Source organism: Nocardia sp. NPDC057227, from assembly GCF_042669725.1.
Classification (GTDB): Bacteria; Actinomycetota; Actinomycetes; order Mycobacteriales; family Mycobacteriaceae; genus Nocardia; species Nocardia asteroides_A.
This window is the reverse complement of record NZ_JBHUXA010000016.1, coordinates 98,627-113,279: the sequence shown is the minus strand read 5'-3', so window position 1 is coordinate 113,279 and position 14,653 is coordinate 98,627. Positions and strand designations below refer to the sequence as shown.

Here is a 14,653-nt window from a genome sequence, read left to right as displayed (position 1 = left end):
GCTTTCTGTCGACCTTTCGGTAGGTCGCGCTTCACCGATCGGCGTCGGTGAACGTGATCACCCCTCGAATATTGCGGCCTTCCAACATGTCGCGGTAGCCGTCGTTGACGTCTTCCAGCCGGTAGGTGCGGGTCACCATGTCGTCGAGGTTGAGCCTCCCCGCCCGGTAGAGCGCCAGCAGCCGGGGAATATCGTGCTGCGGATTGCCCGCGCCGAAGATCGTGCCCTGGACGTTCTTCTGGAACAGGGTCAGCATCGAGAGATTCAGGGTGGTCTCGGATTCGAGGACGCCGCCCATGGCCACGACCACGCAGGTGCCCGCCTTCGCGGTGAGCGCCAGGTACATGTCCAGGTCCCGGCCATCCATGCGGCCGACGGTGACGATCACCTTCGCCGCCATCCCGCCCGCCGTCAGCTCGGGAACGGCGGCCAGCGCGGCGGTGACGTCGGGGTAGGCGTGGGTCGCGCCGAAGTGCAGGGCCTGCTCGCGCTTCCAGGGCACCGGATCGATCGCGAAGACGTACCTGGCCCCGGCCAGCGCCGCCGCCTGGACCGCCGATGCCCCGAGACCACCGATCCCGATCACCGCGACATCCTCACCCGGCCGCACCTCCGCCGACCGCGCCACCGCGCCGAATCCCGTTGTCACCCCGCAGCTCAGCAGGCAGGCGACCTCGAACGGAATCTCCGGATCGATCTTCACCACGGAACTGCGGTGCACCACCAGGTACGGCGAGAAGGTGCCGAGCAGCGACATCGGATACACGTCCTGTCCGCGCGCCCGCACCCGGAAGGATCCGTCGGAGACCGAGGCCCCGGCCAGCAACCCGGCCCCGAGGTCGCACAGATTCGTCCGGCCCGCCCGGCAGGACGGACATCGGCCGCAGGCCGGGATGAACGACAGCGCCACATGATCGCCGACCGCGATGTCGTCCACCCCCGCGCCGACCTCGACGACGACACCGGCGCCCTCGTGCCCGCCCAGGATCGGAAAGGACGCCATCGGGATGTCGCCGGTCACCAGGTGGTGATCGGAGTGGCAGAGCCCGGCGGCCGCCATCCGGATCTTCACCTCGCCCCGGCGCGGCTCCCCGATCTCGATCTCCTCGATCGACCACGGTTGATGAAAATCCCAGATCAGCGCACCCTTGGTCTTCATCGACCGCCTCCTCGAACGAGCACCGGAGCACGATCCTAGCAGAAAGCCTTACTGTTAAGGTTACAGTATTTGTCGGAACCGACCCGAGGATCGTGCGCATGGCCTATGTCATCACCCAGCGGTGCTGCAACGACGCGAGCTGCGTCGCCGAGTGCCCGGTCGACTGCATCCGCCCCACCCCGGGGCAGCCGGAGTTCGCCACCGCCGAGATGCTGCACATCGACCCCGACACCTGCATCGACTGTGGCGCGTGCGCGGATGCCTGCCCGGTGGACGCGGTCTTCGCCGTCGAGGAGCTGACCGCGTCGCTGGAGCGCTACCGGGACATCAACGCCGAGTACTTCGAGCGCCATCCGCTGGAGGCCGAACTCACGCCCGCCCCCGCGCCCGCCCGCGTGCCGAGGGGGCTGGGGACGCTGCGGGTCGCGATCGTCGGCGCGGGACCGGCCGCCTGCTACGCCGCGGACGCCATCCTGCAGCGGGCCGATGCCCAGGTCGAGCTGTTCGATCGGCTGCCTACACCGTGGGGGCTGGTGCGCGCGGGGGTGGCTCCGGATCACGCGGGCACCAAGACGGTGTCGGCCATGTTCGAGTCGGCGTTCCGCCGCGACACCCTGCAGTACTACCTCGATGTCGAGATCGGCACGCACATCACGCACGAGGAACTGCTGGCGCACCACCACGCCGTGATCTACGCCGTCGGCGCGGCCACCGACCGCAGGCTCGGCATCCCCGGCGAGGACCTGGCGGGCAGCGTCTCCGCGACGGAGTTCGTGGCCTGGTACAACGGCCACCCCGACTACGCCGACCGCGGCTACGACCTCTCCGGCGAACGCGCGGTCGTCGTCGGCAACGGCAATGTGGCGCTCGACATCGCCCGCATCCTCACCCTGAACCCGGACGAGCTGGCCAGGACCGATGTCGCCGACCACGCGCTGGAAGCGTTGCGCGCCAGCAATATTTGCGAGGTCGTGATCCTGGGCCGCCGCGGCCCGCTGCAGGCCGCCTACACCACCCCGGAGTTCCTGGCGCTCGCCCATCTGCCGAATATCGACGTGGTGGTCGCCGAAGATGACCTGCACCTGGATGCCGAGGCGATCGATCCCGCGCTACGCCTGAAGTACACGCTCGCCGAGGAGTACGCGCGGGCCCGGCGCGACCCCGCGCACAAGCGGATCGTGTTCCGCTTCCTCACCTCCCCCACCGCGGTGCTCGGCACCGACCACGTCAGCGGGATCGAGTTCGCGCACAACGAACTCGTCGAGGAGAACGGGCAGCTCGTCGCCGGGGCCACCGACCGTACCGAAACCCTGGAAACCGGGTTGGTGCTGCGCTCCATCGGCTACCGGGGCAGGCCGGTGCCCGCGCTGCCCTTCGACGACCGCGACGGCGTGGTCCCCAACGAGCGGGGCCGGGTACTCGCGGACGGCGAGCCCCTACCGGGGGTCTATGTCAGCGGCTGGATCAAGCGCGGCGCCCGCGGGGTGATCGGCTCCAACCGGGTCGACTCCGAGGAAACGGTCGACCAGCTCGTCGCCGACTTCACCGCGGGCAGACTCGCCGCCCCCGCGCGCGGGCGGCCCGAACTGCGCGAACTGGTGGAATCCCGCCGCCCCGGCTTCGTCGACCGCGCCGGCTGGCAGGCCATCGACACCGCCGAGCGGACCGCGGGCAGCGCCACCGGCCGCCCGCGCGTCAAGCTCACCACCAGGAAGGCCCTGCTGGACGCGGCCCGCGACCGAGTTCACCCCCGGACTCCGGCGATCACCACAGCAGCCCCCTGAGCACCGCGGGCTGCGGGATGTCCTCCACCGACACCAGCCCGGCGGGGGCGGCGCAGACCCAGTCGATCGCATTGACCACCCGGGCCGCGGTCGAGATGCACCCCGCGTCGGTCGCGTCGAGGACCGGATGGGAGACGTGGGTATTGATCTCGATCCGCGGATCACCCTCCACCACCACCCGGTGCACGCCGGTGTGCCCGTCCGGCGGGTAGTCCCAGTCCGGCGCGGCGGCCGGGGTGAGCCGGTTGACATGCTCCATGGTGATGACCGGCTTGCCGTTCAGCATCCCCTCGGTGGCGAACCGAACCGCCGCCATCTCTCCGGGCTGCACCGTCATCATGGTGCACTCGATGCGCTCCGAGGTGAACCACCGCTCGGTGCGCTGCCCGACCTCGTCCAGGGTGATCCCGAGCGCCGCGGCCAGGCTGCGCACCTGCCCGCCCCACATGGACTGCACCACCCCGGGCAGGTACAGCGGCGGCAGCTCGGCATCCTCGGTCACACCGAATCCCATCGCGGCGCCGGTGAATTCGGCGTCGTCGTAGTTGCCGTAGTCGAAGATCTCCTGCACGGTGACCGACTCCGCCCTGGTCACCAGCCCCAGCGCGGTGTGCACCAGCGTGTCACCGGAGTAGCCGGGGTCGACGCCGTTGATGTAGAGCGAGGAGCCGCCTGCCACGCACGCCTTTTCCAGCGGCTCGCGCACCCAGTCCTCGGCGTGCCGCGGCGCGACCATCCACACCAGCGACGACCCCACCACGTTGATCCCGGCCGCGAGGATCGCCGACAGCTGCTCGATCGCCTCCACCGGCCTGGTCTCGGCGAGCGCGGTGTACACGACGCAGTCCGGTTTCAGTGCGAGCAGCGCCTCGACGTCGTCGGTGGCGAGCACCCCGGTGGGCTCGTCCCACCCGCACAGCTCGGCGGCGTCGCACCCGATCTTGGCCGGGCTCGCGGCGTGCACCCCGGCCAGCTCCAGGTCGGGGCGGCCGATGATCGCCCGCAGCGAATGCCGCCCGACGTTTCCGGTGGAGAACTGAACTACTCTGCGCATGGTCTCGCCTGCCTCGTTGCTGGAATCGGTGAAACTGTCTCGCCCGCGGTGCGGGCGGTGCGGTCCCCGCCGGAGCGGAAAGCGCTCGGTGCCGCTGTGTTCGGCGAGCGCCGCGATCTCGGCGGCGATCTCCCGGTGCCGCAGGTGCACGTGGCCTGCCGGAACGGCGTCGCCTGGAAGGGCACCGCGGTTTCGGTCACGGCCTACCTTCCGGCGAGGTTGGCCGTGATCGGCGGCAGGTCGGCGTAGGTGACGATGCCGGGGGCAGCGGCCACGACCGCCGGGATGGCGTTGATCGCGGGCGAGGCGGTCAGGACGGTGCCCATCAGCGCCATGCCCTCGGCGGTGATCCGCTCGATATCCGCGGGCAGGAAGTCGATCCGCATGATCACGCGCGGGTCGGCGTTGACCTCGACGGTGTAGCCCATGTCGGTGGTCCACGGGGGCTCGATCTTCGTGCCGAGCGTCCAGCGGGCGACCAGCTCGATCACCGCGGCGCCGTCGGCGATACCGGACCAGGTGATCTCGATGCCCGCCACGGTCCCCGCGGTGACCGTGCGCGCGGCGACCGTCAGCTCCTCGGTGGCGTGCGCGAATTCGACGTCGTAGCGGATCTCGTCCAGCTCGACGCCGAGTACCCGCGCCGCCACCTCGACGGCATCGCGGAATTCGGCGACACCCGCCGCGACGTCGTCGGCGTGGCCGGGGTCACCCGCCGGGCGGCCCCAGCCGAAATCGTCCTGGTTCCCGTCCGCGGACAAGATGGTCACGTCGAACTGCTCGATCACGCGCAGCGAGCGCAGATCGCGCGTCACCCCGGAGGCGGCCGCGGCCACATACTCGATCCACCCGGGATTCACCCCGCTGCCGAACAGGCTCGCGCCGCCGGCTGCGGCGGCCCGCTCCAGGCGGGCGCGGGACTCGGCGCCCAGTGCGGCGCCGGTCATGAACTCCGCGGTGGTGACGATATTGATTCCGGCCTCGAGCAGCCTGCTCAGGTGCTCGACGTCGGGGTAGAGCGGCATATAGGAGACGCAGTCCGGCCGCAGCGCGATGATCGCGTCGATGTCGTCGGTGGCCGCGACGCCGAGGGTTCTGCCGAGGCGAGCCAGGTCACCGGCGTCCCGCCCCACCTTGTCGGCGCTGAAGGCGTACAGCCCGACCAGCTCCATGTCGTCGCGTTCGACGATCGACCCCAGTGCCGCCCGTCCGACGTTTCCGGTGGTCCATTGCACGATCCGCAGTGTCACAGCGGGTTCCTCTCCTCGTCGGACGGTGAATTCGTGGTGCGCCGACGCGCCGTCACGCGCGAACCGCGTGCGAGCAGCGTCGTGTAGGAGACGCCGAGCAGGCGCGGGAGCGCAGCGGCGACCCGACCGTCGGGGCCGACGAGAATCCGCGCCTTGCCCCGGTCGACGCCCCGCAGGATCGTGCGCGCGGTGCGCTCCGGCGTGGTCAGCGCGGCCTTGTCGAACAGCGATCGCGCCACCTCGGCATCGGCGGCGCTGGTGCGCATGTTCTTGCCGAAATTGGTCTTCACCACGCCCGGGTGCACGCAGTGCACGGTCACCGGGCGGTCGTTCATGATCATCTCCTGGCGCAGGGTCTCGGTCAGCCCGCGCACCGCGAACTTCGAGGCGCAGTAAGCGCCCTGGGCGGGGACGGCGATCAGCCCGAAAGCGCTGGACAGGTTGATCAGCCGGGCCGGGCGGTCCGGGCTCCCGGCTTCGATGAGCTGCGGCAGGAATGCCGTGGTGCCGTTCACCACGCCACCGAAGTTGATGCCGAACAGCCAGTCCAGATCCGCGGGCTCCATGGTCTCGATCTCGGACATCAGATCGACACCGGCATTGTTGAACAGCATCGATGTCGGCCCCAGATCGGTGCGGACCTGCTCGGCGTGCGCGCGGACCGCGGCGCGGTCGGCGACGTCGAGGTGGTAGGTGGTCACGCTGCCCGGCGCGCAGGCCGCCCGCGTCGCGGCGAGCCCGTCGGCGTCGATGTCCGAGGCGGCGACCCGGGCGCCCCCGGCCGCGAGGGCAATGGTCAGGGCACGCCCGATGCCCGACCCCGCGCCGGTGACCACGGCGACCCGATTCCGATAGCGCACGGGCGATCTCCTGTTCACCGGCGCGCGCCGGATTCGACGATGGTCCTGATCCGGGCGAGCGAGGTCGCCAGGTTCTGCCGCAGATCGGCCCTGCGGTCCCGCACGAGCAGGAAAAAGTACTCGAACAGCAGGACTCCGGTGGGGAGCGCCACGCACATGCGGAACTCCTCGGTCAGCCGGGTGCTGTCGCCGCCCGGCTCGAGCCGATATGTCCACTGCGTCCAGTCCCCGCCCATGGCCTTGACCACGAACGAGAACCGTTCGCCCGGAATCGCTTCGACGATCGTCGCATCGGTGCGCCAGACGCCGAGCCGCCGCCGGTTCCACGAGCGGAACGCGGCCGGGCCCAGCCGCCGCACGCGCACGGTCTCCGGGCTCCACTCGGGTATCCGGGTGACATCGGAGACCAGCGCGTACACCGCGGCGGCGGGCGCGGCGATATCGATCGAGGCGCTCAGCACCTCACCCGCCCGGATCCGGCCCATGTCACCGCCCCGGCTTCGGGTGCACGACGCCGGGCAAGCGGACGAGCCCGAGGTCGAGGTGGCCGACCGGCCCCGGCGCGGCGGCGCACACCGCCGGGATGGCATTGACCGCGGCCATGGCGGTCCAGGTGTAGCCGAGGTAGACCGGGTTCCCGTCCGGCCCCCGGCCCGCGCGCAGCACCAGCTCCGTCGGCGGGTCGCCCTCGATCACCAGCCGGTAGTGGCTGTGGCCGCAGTTCCAGGCGGGCTCGATATCGGCATCGCCCATCGTGTATTCGGCGTGGAAGGTGATGAGCGGAGCCCCCGCCGACCACGCGGTCCACCGGTGGCGCTGCCCGGCGACCGTGCCCGCCGGGATCACCCCGTCGACACCGGGGATATCGCTGGTCGGGGTGCCCGTATAGGGGATGTCCGCGGTGGCCGTGGCGATCTCGATCTCGGCGACGGTGATGTCATCGATACTGCGGCCGAGGCCATCGGCGATCACGGCCATGGACTGCGCGAAGTGCGGCACCGCGGCGCCGAGCAGCGCCGGTTCCGCCCGGAACCGCTCCGGCGTCTTACCCATACCGGTCCACTCGATGTACTTCGAGGGCTCCTGACGGAAGTTCACCACCTCGTGCACGTGGATGTGGTCGACCCGGCTGGCGATCCTGGCCAGGGTCAGCGGCAGCAGGTCACCGGCGTAGCCGGGGTGGATGCCGCCGCCATGGAAGGAGGAGCCGCCCTCGGCGCAGGCCGCTGCGATCCGTTCGAAGTCCGCGCGGGCGAACTCGGTCGGGTGGTACGGCCCGGTCGTGGTGACCACGTTCTTGCCGGTGCGCAGCAGGCGGCAGACCGCGTCGATATCCGGCGACACCGGCGCGTAGAAGACGCAGTCGGCGTCGAGCGCGACGATGTGCTCGACATCGTTGGTCGCCGCCACCCCGATCGGGCCGATCCCGGCGATCGCACCGGCGTCCCTGCCCACCTTCTCCGCAGTGAAGACCAGCACCCCGACCAGCTCGTAGCGCGGGCTCTGCGCGAAATGGCGGATCGCCGCCTTGCCCACGCTGCCGGTGGCCCACTGCACGACCCGGTACGGCCTCTCGATAGCCATCCGTCACTGCCTTTCTGGGGAGTCCGGCGGTCAGCGCCCCGGCATGGCGAAGATGCGGCTCGTGTCGATCGGCGCGACATCGGTCGGGGCGCCGTTCTCGTCCAGCGTGCCGAGCAGGGCCTCGTCCGAGCAGATATTGGCGACGACCGGCACGGGCTTGCTGCCGCACTGGAAGGTGCCGCCACCGGAGAGCGTCAGCGGCGCCGGCTGCGGCATGGCGTTCAGCCGCGCGATCACCGACTGCCTGCTGAGCTCGCCGGGCATGCCGTCGAGCGCGGAGCGCAGGCCGAGCAGCGCCCGGAACACCGAGGCGGCCTTCTTCGGATCCTTGGCGCCCGAGCCGTCGACGACCGCGTCGAACACCTTCGTGTCCTGCTGGGCCGGGTCGAACACGGCATTGACGATGATCTTGACCCCCTCGTACCCACCGGGGATCTGCGCGGCGGTGTCGGCGTCGCCGACGCACTGGGTCACCGCCATGACCGGCTGCGTGGTGTTCAGCGTCCGCATGGCCTTGAGCGCCGCGGTGCAGAAGGAGACGTCGCCGAGCAGGTGGAACAGCTCGGGCTGCTTGGCCAGCGCGGCCTGGATCTGCGGGGTCATGTCCGCGGTGCCGAGCGGCACCGGCACCACGTCGACCTGCGCGCCGGCGTTGCCGAAGGCGAAGGGGCCGAGCTGCTTCAGCGGGTCGATGGCGGTGGGCGAGTCCACCGCCAGGATGGCGACCTTCTTGAAGTTCTGCTGCTTGGCGTAGGCGGCGGGCACGCCGGCGAGCGAGTTGAGCGCGTTGATCAGCACGTAGGTGTTCGGCAGCAGCAGCGACTGCTGGCCGCCCGCGGCGGTGAGGTAGGGCATCGCCGAGGGCGAGGTGATGGAGGCGACGGTGTCGGCGTTGTTGGCCTCGCCGCTGACCACCGCGACCGCGTCGGACTGGACGAACTTGTTCGCGCAGTTGCGCGCCAGGCTCACCTGGAGTTCGTCCTCGCAGGTGATCAGCTCGATCGGGCGGCCGTTGATGCCGCCGAGGTAGTCGTTGATGTAGGTGGCGGTCGCCTTGGCCACCTCCAGTTCCTCGGTGTAGACCGGCGCCTTGGGGCCGGTGGTGATCAGGCCGATCCGCACCGGGGCGCCGGTCGCCTTGTTCTCCTGGCCGAGCACCGACTTGTCGGCCGGGCTCGACGCGGTGCCGTCGTCGCTGGAACAGCTGGTGGCGAGCAGCGCGGCCGTGACGGCGAGACACGGCAGCACCGCCCATCGGGTACGGGTGCGGAAGGACATGGGGATCTCCTGGGGACGGTGGTCGGCGCCGTTGCGCGACCGGGGTGGATCAAACGGTGGCTGTGGGGGTTTCGCCACCGAGGTAGGCGGCTTCGAGACGCTCGGGCGCTCGCTGCAGTTCCGCGGCGGTGCCGCGCAGGGTCACGTCGCCGTGCACGAGCACGACGGCGTCGTCGGCGACCGCGAGGGCCAGCCGCACGTGTTGTTCGACCAGGACGACCGCCACCCCGGCGTGGTCGGCGATGTGCCGGACGGCCGGGAGCAGGTCCTCCACGATGACCGGCGCCAGCCCCATGCTCATCTCGTCGATGAGCAGCACCTCGGGGCCCTGGATCAGCGCGCGCCCGACCGCGAGCATCTGCTGCTCGCCACCGGAGAGCGCGCCCGCCGCCACCTTCCGGCGCGGCCGCAGCGCGGGCATCAGGTCGAAGATGTCGTCGAGCGGGCGGCCGGTGCGGCGCCGGGCGATCGCGAGGTTCTCGGTGACGGTGAGGCCGGTGAAGAGCGCCCGATTGTCCGGGACCAGCACCACCCCGGCTCGGTTGGCGCGCGCGGGGCGGCCCTTCGGCAGCGGGGTGCCGCCGACGGTGATCTCCCCGCTCAGCGCCGGAAGCAGCCCGGCCACGGTCAGCATCAGGGTCGTCTTCCCTGCGCCGTTCGGCCCGAGCAGCGCGGTCACCGTCCCGGAGCGGACCTCGAGGTCCAGGTCGCGGACGATGGCGAGCTTGCCGTACCCGGCGGTGATTCCGTTCAGCCGCAGACTCATCCGACGACCTCCTCGGCGAACATGGTGCCGAGGTAGGCCTCGGCGACCTTGGGATCGGTGCGGATCTGCTCGGGTGTGCCCGAGGCGAGCGTGCGGCCGAAGTTCAGCACCTGCACCTGATCGCAGACGCTGAGCACCAGGCTCATGTCGTGCTCGATCAGCAGGATCGTCACCCCGCTGGCCCGGATCGCCAGCAGCCGCTCGCCGAGCCAGCGGCTCTCGGCGGTGTCCAGGCCGCCCGCGGGTTCGTCGAGCAGCAGCACCGCGGGTTTCCCCGCGAGCGCCCGGGCGATCGAGACCAGTTGCCGTTGCCCCTGGGACAGCTCGCCCGCCGGGGTGTCGCGGACCTCGACCAGTCCGAGCAGGGCGAATATCTCGTCGAGCTCGGCGGCGCTGCCCGCTTGTTCGGCCCGGCGCCTGCCGGAGAGCCCGACCAGCACGTTCTCCCGGACGCTGAGGTCCTCGTACAGCTCGATGGCCTGGAAGGTCCGGCCGAGCCCGGCGTGGATCCGGCGGTGCACGCTCATCCCGCCGAGCCGCACGCCCGCCAGCGTCACGGTTCCGCCGGCGGGGACCGCCCCGCTGATCGCGTCGATCAGGGTGGTCTTGCCCGCCCCGTTGGGACCGATCAACCCGACGATCGCGGCCTCCGGCACCGCGAAGCTCACGTCGTCCACGGCGAGAACGCCGCCGTAGTGCACCGTCACCCCGGCCAGCTCCAGCAGCGGAGCGCCGGGCACCGCGTCCGGGCGCGGGAGGGGCACCTGTGCGGTACCCGGCACCGAACCCGCTCGCGGCGCCGTCTTCCTCCCGGTTCGGGCCAGGGCCCGCTGCGCCGGGGCGACGATGCCCTCCGGATTCGTCAGCACGGTGATCAGCAACCCGATTCCGACGAACACCTGGTACCAGGATCCCGCGGCGTCACCGAGGTTGCCGAGCAGCAGGAACGCCACTCCCCCCGCGCCCAGCACGCCGCTGAGCAGGCCGCCCGCGATCGAGGTCGTCCCGGCGAGATAGACGATGGCGAACAGGCTGAGCCCGGCCAGCGCGGTGAAGGACTGGAACGACACATTGGTCTGCTGGTAAGCGAGCAGGCTGCCGCCGATCCCGGCGATGAACGCGCCGATCGCGAACGCCGCCAGCTTGGTGCGCACCACGTCGACGCCGGACGCCGCCGCCGAGCGCTCGTTGGCACGCACCGCGAGCATCCGGGTGCCGAGCCGGCTGCGCCGCAGGGCGGCCACGCCCGCCCCGACGACAGCCAGCACCGCCAGGCACAGCAGCCCGAACTCGAGCCGCGGAAAGTTCTCGCCGCGGCCGATGCCGAGGCTGTGGCCGAAGACCACCGGGTCCGGGATGTCGATGCCGCTCGACGGGACGAGGTCGAGATTGCGGAACCACACCGCCTCGATGGCGTAGGCGAGGGCCAGGGTGACGACCGCGACCGTCAGGCCGCGGATGCGAAGGGCGGGCAGCCCGACGACGACACCGAGCACGGTCGCCAACGCCGCGGCCAGCAGCGGTGCGAACGGGAACGGGATGCCCCAATCCGCGGCGATCGGCCCGAGCAGGTGCGCCGCGGCGCCCGCCAGCGCGAGCTGCGCCAGCGATACCTGCCCCGCGTACCCGGTCACCACGACCTGGGAGAGGCCGATGACGGCCAGGATCAGCGTCGTGATGATCGCGACCCGCAGGTCGCCGCCGGAGAGAATCAGCGCGGCACCCGCGGCGAGCACACCGATTCCGGTACTCAGCAGTATCTTTCGTGGACAGGGCGCGGTGCCGAGCTCGGTCACGATGACCGCGCCGCGCGAGGGCAGCGGCCTGGCCCTGATCACCAGCACGACCAGGATGACGACCAGCGGCACCAGTTCCACCAGCCCGCTAGACGGCAGCCACTCGTAGGTGCGCGACAGGTAGGTGGCGTCGGACTGCAGCATGCCGATCACCAGCCCGGCGGCGACCGCGGCGACGACCGAGGAGAACCGGCCGATGATCGCCGCGGCCAGCGCGGGCACGATGAACAGGGAGTAGCCGGTCGGGCTGAGCGGGACGATCGGCGAGATGAGAATGCCCGCCGCGCCCGCGACCGCCGACCCGATCATCCAGTTGCCCGCGGCGATCCGATCCGGGGAGAGCCCGCTGACGAAAGCGCCCTCCTCGCTCTCGGCGGTGGCGCGGGTGGCCAGCCCGAAGCGGGCGAACCGGTACAGCGCCGCCAGCGCGAGCGCCAGCACCACGATGCTGATCCCGAAGTAGATCCGGTCCTGCGGGATGCGCAGCTCGCCGACGGTCCAGATATCGACCGGGAAGATCGCCTTGACGCCGACGGAGTTCGTCCCCACCTGCTTGGCGGCGACGGCCACCAGCAGGATCATCAGCGCCAGCGAGGCGACGGCGCGGGCGACCGGCGGCGCCTTGCGCAGCGGCCGGAAGACGACGACGTAGAGGAGCAGCCCGAAGAGCGCGGACAGCGTCACCGCGACCGCGGCCGCCACCGCGAAGCCGGGGTCGCCGCCGATATCGACCGATTTCGGCAGCCCGGGCACGAGGATCACGAACTCGCCCCTGCGTAGGAAGGCGTAGATGTAGGCGCAGTTCAGTGCGATCGCCCCGGTCGCGAAGTTGAGCACGCCCGAGCTTCGGTAGACCAGGACCAGCGCGATGGCGAGGGCGCCGAAGACGCCGCCGCTGCCGATGCCGAGCAACAGGAACTGGAGGTGCTCGGTCATACCGGCCCCACGCCGATTTCTCCGGTGAGCCGATTCCCGAGCGCGGGATCCGGGGTGGGTGAACGCATCGCGTACCTAACTGTGGGCTGTGCTCGGCGGGGACAGCTATCGCCGCGGACCTCGCCGGTCGAAACGCGGCGGAATTACCGACCGGGCGACCGGTATCACCGTGTTCCGTGTGGCGCAGGTAACAGTACGGTAGGTTTTACCGTAAGCACAATAGTCAACCTGGCGGCCGGCTCCGGGTACGGTCGCGAAGGGATCCGCAGGCCCGCCGGACAGCCATGCGCGCAGTGCGGTCTTGTCATTGATCGCGGCCGACGGCCGCAGAGATGCCCGGGCCGGCCACGTCCGGGTCGGGCAGTGAGCCCGCCTCCAGGCCGGCGCGAACCCCCATCCGCATCGGCTCAGCCGGCTGTCGGCCAGACGAGCCGGCCGAGGGGCGATCCGCAGTTGTGGAACACGGTTCGCTCGGCGATCCCCGTGGCGAAGGGAGCGGCGGCGCCTCGCGACGCGGTCAGCCCGCCAATGCCGCGAGCGCCTGGTCCGCGTGGATGTTCATGTTCAGCTCGCTGTGCACGGCGGCGAGCACGCGCCCCTCGGTCCCGATGACGAAGGTGCCCCGCTTGGCGGGCAGCCCTGGCACCCGGCGCTTCAGGCCGTACGCCTTCGCGACATTCCCGTCCACATCCGCCAGCAGCGGATACCCGAGCCGATGCGTCTCGTCGAATCGCTTCTGTGTGGCGACATCGTCATTGCTGAGCCCGAGGATCGTCGCCCCGCGCGCCGCGAACTCGCCGACGATATCGCGGAAGTGGCAGGCCTCCCTGGTGCATCCGGGGCTGAGCGCCGCCGGGTAGAAGAACAGCGCGGCCGGACCGGCCCGCAACACCGTGCTCAGCCGGACGGGATCACCGCGCTGGTCCAGCAGTTCGAAGTCGGGGGCCTGATCACCCACGTGCAGCATCGCGTCCTCCCGGACCGCTCGAGCGCCCATGCCATAGGCTGGGTACAGCGCGAATACGCAGGTCACCCCGATGGTGACCGAATTAATGCACCATCATGGTGCATGAATGAGGTGAGGTTTGGTAATGGGGGCAGCGACACCGGCGCGGGGCCGTCGCCGCGACCCGTCCATCGACGAGCGGGTATTGCGAGCCGCCGTCGAGGAGCTCGCGGAGCGCGGGATAGCGGGCTTCGCCACAAACCGCGTCGCCGCCCGCGCCGGCGTCGACAAGCGCGGGATCTACGCCCGCTGGCCGGAGCGCGACCGGCTCATCACCGACGCGCTCGGCAGCCTCGCCGCCGGGCTGACGGTCCCGGGCACCGGCGCGCTGCACACCGACCTCCTGGCGATCGTCCCCGCCGTGGCCGCCGTCTTCACCAGCCCCCGCATCGAGATCCTGCAGCGCTGCGTGCAGGAGGCGCAGGAGTACCCGGCGATCTACACCGCCTTCCGCCGCGACTCCATCGACCGCTGCATGGCTGTCGTCGAGGAGATCTTCCGATCCGCCGCGCAGCGCGGCGAGATCACCGGCGACCCGGTGCTGGCCGGGGAGGCGTTCATCGGCATCCTCCTCACCAGGTCCGGCTTCCTCGGGCAGGCGACGATCCTCGACCCCGCGCAGCAGGAGGCCATCGTCGCCTTCATCGTGGACGCCATCGCCACCGGCTCACCCGGCCGCAGGAACTGACGAGACCGAAGCTCTACCGTGGCCGCGCGGTCGGCGGCGCGTTCCCGGCCGACCGCGGTTCGAGCCGTGAGTGCCCGATGACCCTCGACCCCGTTCGCGCTGCCGCTCCCGGTCGACGTGCGCACAACACGATCGCCGCCCGCATTGGGACCCGATCACGTTGTGCGCGGGGTTGTTACAGCTACCTGTAGAGCTGACCCCCGGATGCTGTCACCGCCCGGTGGTGTGCACCGGCAGCGCGGCGAGCAGCCGATGCAGCGGTCCGGGACGCCACGTCAGCTCCCCCGCCGGGATCGCCAGCGAGATCTCGGGCAGCGCGTCCAGGAGCTGGTCGATCGCCTCGTGGGCGATCACCAGCGCCATGGACTGCGCCGGACAGGCGTGCGTGCCCGCACCCCACGCCAGGTGCGAGCGGTTCCCGGTGCGGTCACCGGCGACCGAGGGGTCGTCGTTGCACGCGGCCGAGGAGATCACCACGGGCTCGTGCGCGGG

The 14,653-nt window shown here is 70.9% G+C and carries 13 protein-coding genes; 2 read left to right on the top strand and 11 right to left on the bottom strand.

Annotated elements, in window-relative coordinates; all coding sequences use genetic code 11:
* Positions 1 to 31 precede the first annotated feature (31 nt).
* The gene (locus ACFUJ1_RS22175) at positions 32 to 1,159 is read right to left on the bottom strand and encodes an NDMA-dependent alcohol dehydrogenase (RefSeq protein ID WP_378648356.1); all 1,128 of its coding nucleotides are present in this window, start codon (positions 1,157 to 1,159) and stop codon (positions 32 to 34) included.
* A gap of 98 nt (positions 1,160 to 1,257) precedes the next feature.
* Between ACFUJ1_RS22175 and ACFUJ1_RS22170 the strand changes: the two genes are divergently transcribed.
* The gene (locus tag ACFUJ1_RS22170; protein WP_378648354.1) at positions 1,258 to 2,943 is read left to right on the top strand and encodes an FAD-dependent oxidoreductase; all 1,686 of its coding nucleotides are present in this window, start codon (positions 1,258 to 1,260) and stop codon (positions 2,941 to 2,943) included.
* Here the strand turns inward: ACFUJ1_RS22170 and ACFUJ1_RS22165 are convergent.
* The 9 genes from ACFUJ1_RS22165 to ACFUJ1_RS22125 all read right to left on the bottom strand — a co-directional run bounded on the left by ACFUJ1_RS22165 (position 2,924) and on the right by ACFUJ1_RS22125 (position 13,434).
* Positions 2,924 to 3,997, bottom strand: a complete 1,074-nt coding sequence (locus ACFUJ1_RS22165; protein WP_378648470.1) for a dihydrodipicolinate reductase — start codon at positions 3,995 to 3,997, stop codon at positions 2,924 to 2,926. The two genes, ACFUJ1_RS22170 and ACFUJ1_RS22165, sit on opposite strands and share 20 nt — an antisense overlap.
* Before the next feature lie 203 nt (positions 3,998 to 4,200).
* Positions 4,201 to 5,247, bottom strand: coding sequence for a dihydrodipicolinate reductase (locus ACFUJ1_RS22160; protein ID WP_378648352.1), 1,047 nt, complete (start codon positions 5,245 to 5,247; stop codon positions 4,201 to 4,203).
* Positions 5,244 to 6,107: an SDR family NAD(P)-dependent oxidoreductase gene (locus ACFUJ1_RS22155; protein WP_378648350.1), complete on the bottom strand. Its 864-nt coding sequence runs from the start codon at positions 6,105 to 6,107 to the stop codon at positions 5,244 to 5,246. The genes ACFUJ1_RS22160 and ACFUJ1_RS22155 overlap by 4 nt, the downstream gene beginning before the upstream one ends.
* A gap of 14 nt (positions 6,108 to 6,121) precedes the next feature.
* Positions 6,122 to 6,592 carry an SRPBCC family protein gene (locus tag ACFUJ1_RS22150; RefSeq protein WP_378648348.1) on the bottom strand — a complete coding sequence of 157 codons (471 nt, stop codon included), beginning with the start codon at positions 6,590 to 6,592 and terminating at the stop codon, positions 6,122 to 6,124.
* 1 nt (position 6,593) lies between these two features.
* On the bottom strand, positions 6,594 to 7,691 hold the full coding sequence (locus ACFUJ1_RS22145; protein WP_378648346.1) for a dihydrodipicolinate reductase: 1,098 nt from the start codon (positions 7,689 to 7,691) through the stop codon (positions 6,594 to 6,596).
* Positions 7,692 to 7,721: 30 nt separating this feature from the next.
* A complete protein-coding gene (locus ACFUJ1_RS22140) occupies positions 7,722 to 8,969 on the bottom strand; it encodes an ABC transporter substrate-binding protein (protein ID WP_378648344.1) in 1,248 nt (415 codons plus the stop codon).
* Between the two features lie 49 nt (positions 8,970 to 9,018).
* Positions 9,019 to 9,735 carry an ABC transporter ATP-binding protein gene (locus ACFUJ1_RS22135; RefSeq protein ID WP_378648343.1) on the bottom strand — a complete coding sequence of 239 codons (717 nt, stop codon included), beginning with the start codon at positions 9,733 to 9,735 and terminating at the stop codon, positions 9,019 to 9,021.
* Positions 9,732 to 12,467: an ATP-binding cassette domain-containing protein gene (locus tag ACFUJ1_RS22130; protein WP_378648341.1), complete on the bottom strand. Its 2,736-nt coding sequence runs from the start codon at positions 12,465 to 12,467 to the stop codon at positions 9,732 to 9,734. The genes ACFUJ1_RS22135 and ACFUJ1_RS22130 overlap by 4 nt, the downstream gene beginning before the upstream one ends.
* 517 nt (positions 12,468 to 12,984) lie before the next feature.
* Positions 12,985 to 13,434: a peroxiredoxin gene (locus ACFUJ1_RS22125; protein ID WP_378648339.1), complete on the bottom strand. Its 450-nt coding sequence runs from the start codon at positions 13,432 to 13,434 to the stop codon at positions 12,985 to 12,987.
* A gap of 124 nt (positions 13,435 to 13,558) precedes the next feature.
* Here ACFUJ1_RS22125 and ACFUJ1_RS22120 point away from each other — a divergent pair, with 124 nt between their 5' ends.
* Positions 13,559 to 14,161, top strand: coding sequence for a TetR/AcrR family transcriptional regulator (locus ACFUJ1_RS22120; protein WP_378648337.1), 603 nt, complete (start codon positions 13,559 to 13,561; stop codon positions 14,159 to 14,161).
* Between the two features lie 210 nt (positions 14,162 to 14,371).
* On the opposite strand, the gene ACFUJ1_RS22115 is transcribed toward ACFUJ1_RS22120, so the two are convergent.
* The gene (locus tag ACFUJ1_RS22115; protein WP_378648335.1) at positions 14,372 to 14,635 is read right to left on the bottom strand and encodes a hypothetical protein; all 264 of its coding nucleotides are present in this window, start codon (positions 14,633 to 14,635) and stop codon (positions 14,372 to 14,374) included.
* Positions 14,636 to 14,653: the final 18 nt, after the last annotated feature.

What these genes read in the sequence shown, in the direction of transcription:
- ACFUJ1_RS22175 (WP_378648356.1), bottom strand. Translation starts at nt 1,159, where the DNA reads ATGAAGACCAAGGGTGCGCTGATCTGGGATTTTCATCAACCGTGGTCG.
- ACFUJ1_RS22170 (WP_378648354.1), top strand. Translation starts at nt 1,258, where the DNA reads ATGGCCTATGTCATCACCCAGCGGTGCTGCAACGACGCGAGCTGCGTC.
- ACFUJ1_RS22165 (WP_378648470.1), bottom strand. Translation starts at nt 3,997, where the DNA reads ATGCGCAGAGTAGTTCAGTTCTCCACCGGAAACGTCGGGCGGCATTCG.
- ACFUJ1_RS22150 (WP_378648348.1), bottom strand. Translation starts at nt 6,592, where the DNA reads ATGGGCCGGATCCGGGCGGGTGAGGTGCTGAGCGCCTCGATCGATATC.
- ACFUJ1_RS22145 (WP_378648346.1), bottom strand. Translation starts at nt 7,691, where the DNA reads ATGGCTATCGAGAGGCCGTACCGGGTCGTGCAGTGGGCCACCGGCAGC.
- ACFUJ1_RS22140 (WP_378648344.1), bottom strand. Translation starts at nt 8,969, where the DNA reads ATGTCCTTCCGCACCCGTACCCGATGGGCGGTGCTGCCGTGTCTCGCC.
- ACFUJ1_RS22135 (WP_378648343.1), bottom strand. Translation starts at nt 9,735, where the DNA reads ATGAGTCTGCGGCTGAACGGAATCACCGCCGGGTACGGCAAGCTCGCC.
- ACFUJ1_RS22130 (WP_378648341.1), bottom strand. Translation starts at nt 12,467, where the DNA reads ATGACCGAGCACCTCCAGTTCCTGTTGCTCGGCATCGGCAGCGGCGGC.
- ACFUJ1_RS22125 (WP_378648339.1), bottom strand. Translation starts at nt 13,434, where the DNA reads ATGCTGCACGTGGGTGATCAGGCCCCCGACTTCGAACTGCTGGACCAG.
- ACFUJ1_RS22120 (WP_378648337.1), top strand. Translation starts at nt 13,559, where the DNA reads ATGGGGGCAGCGACACCGGCGCGGGGCCGTCGCCGCGACCCGTCCATC.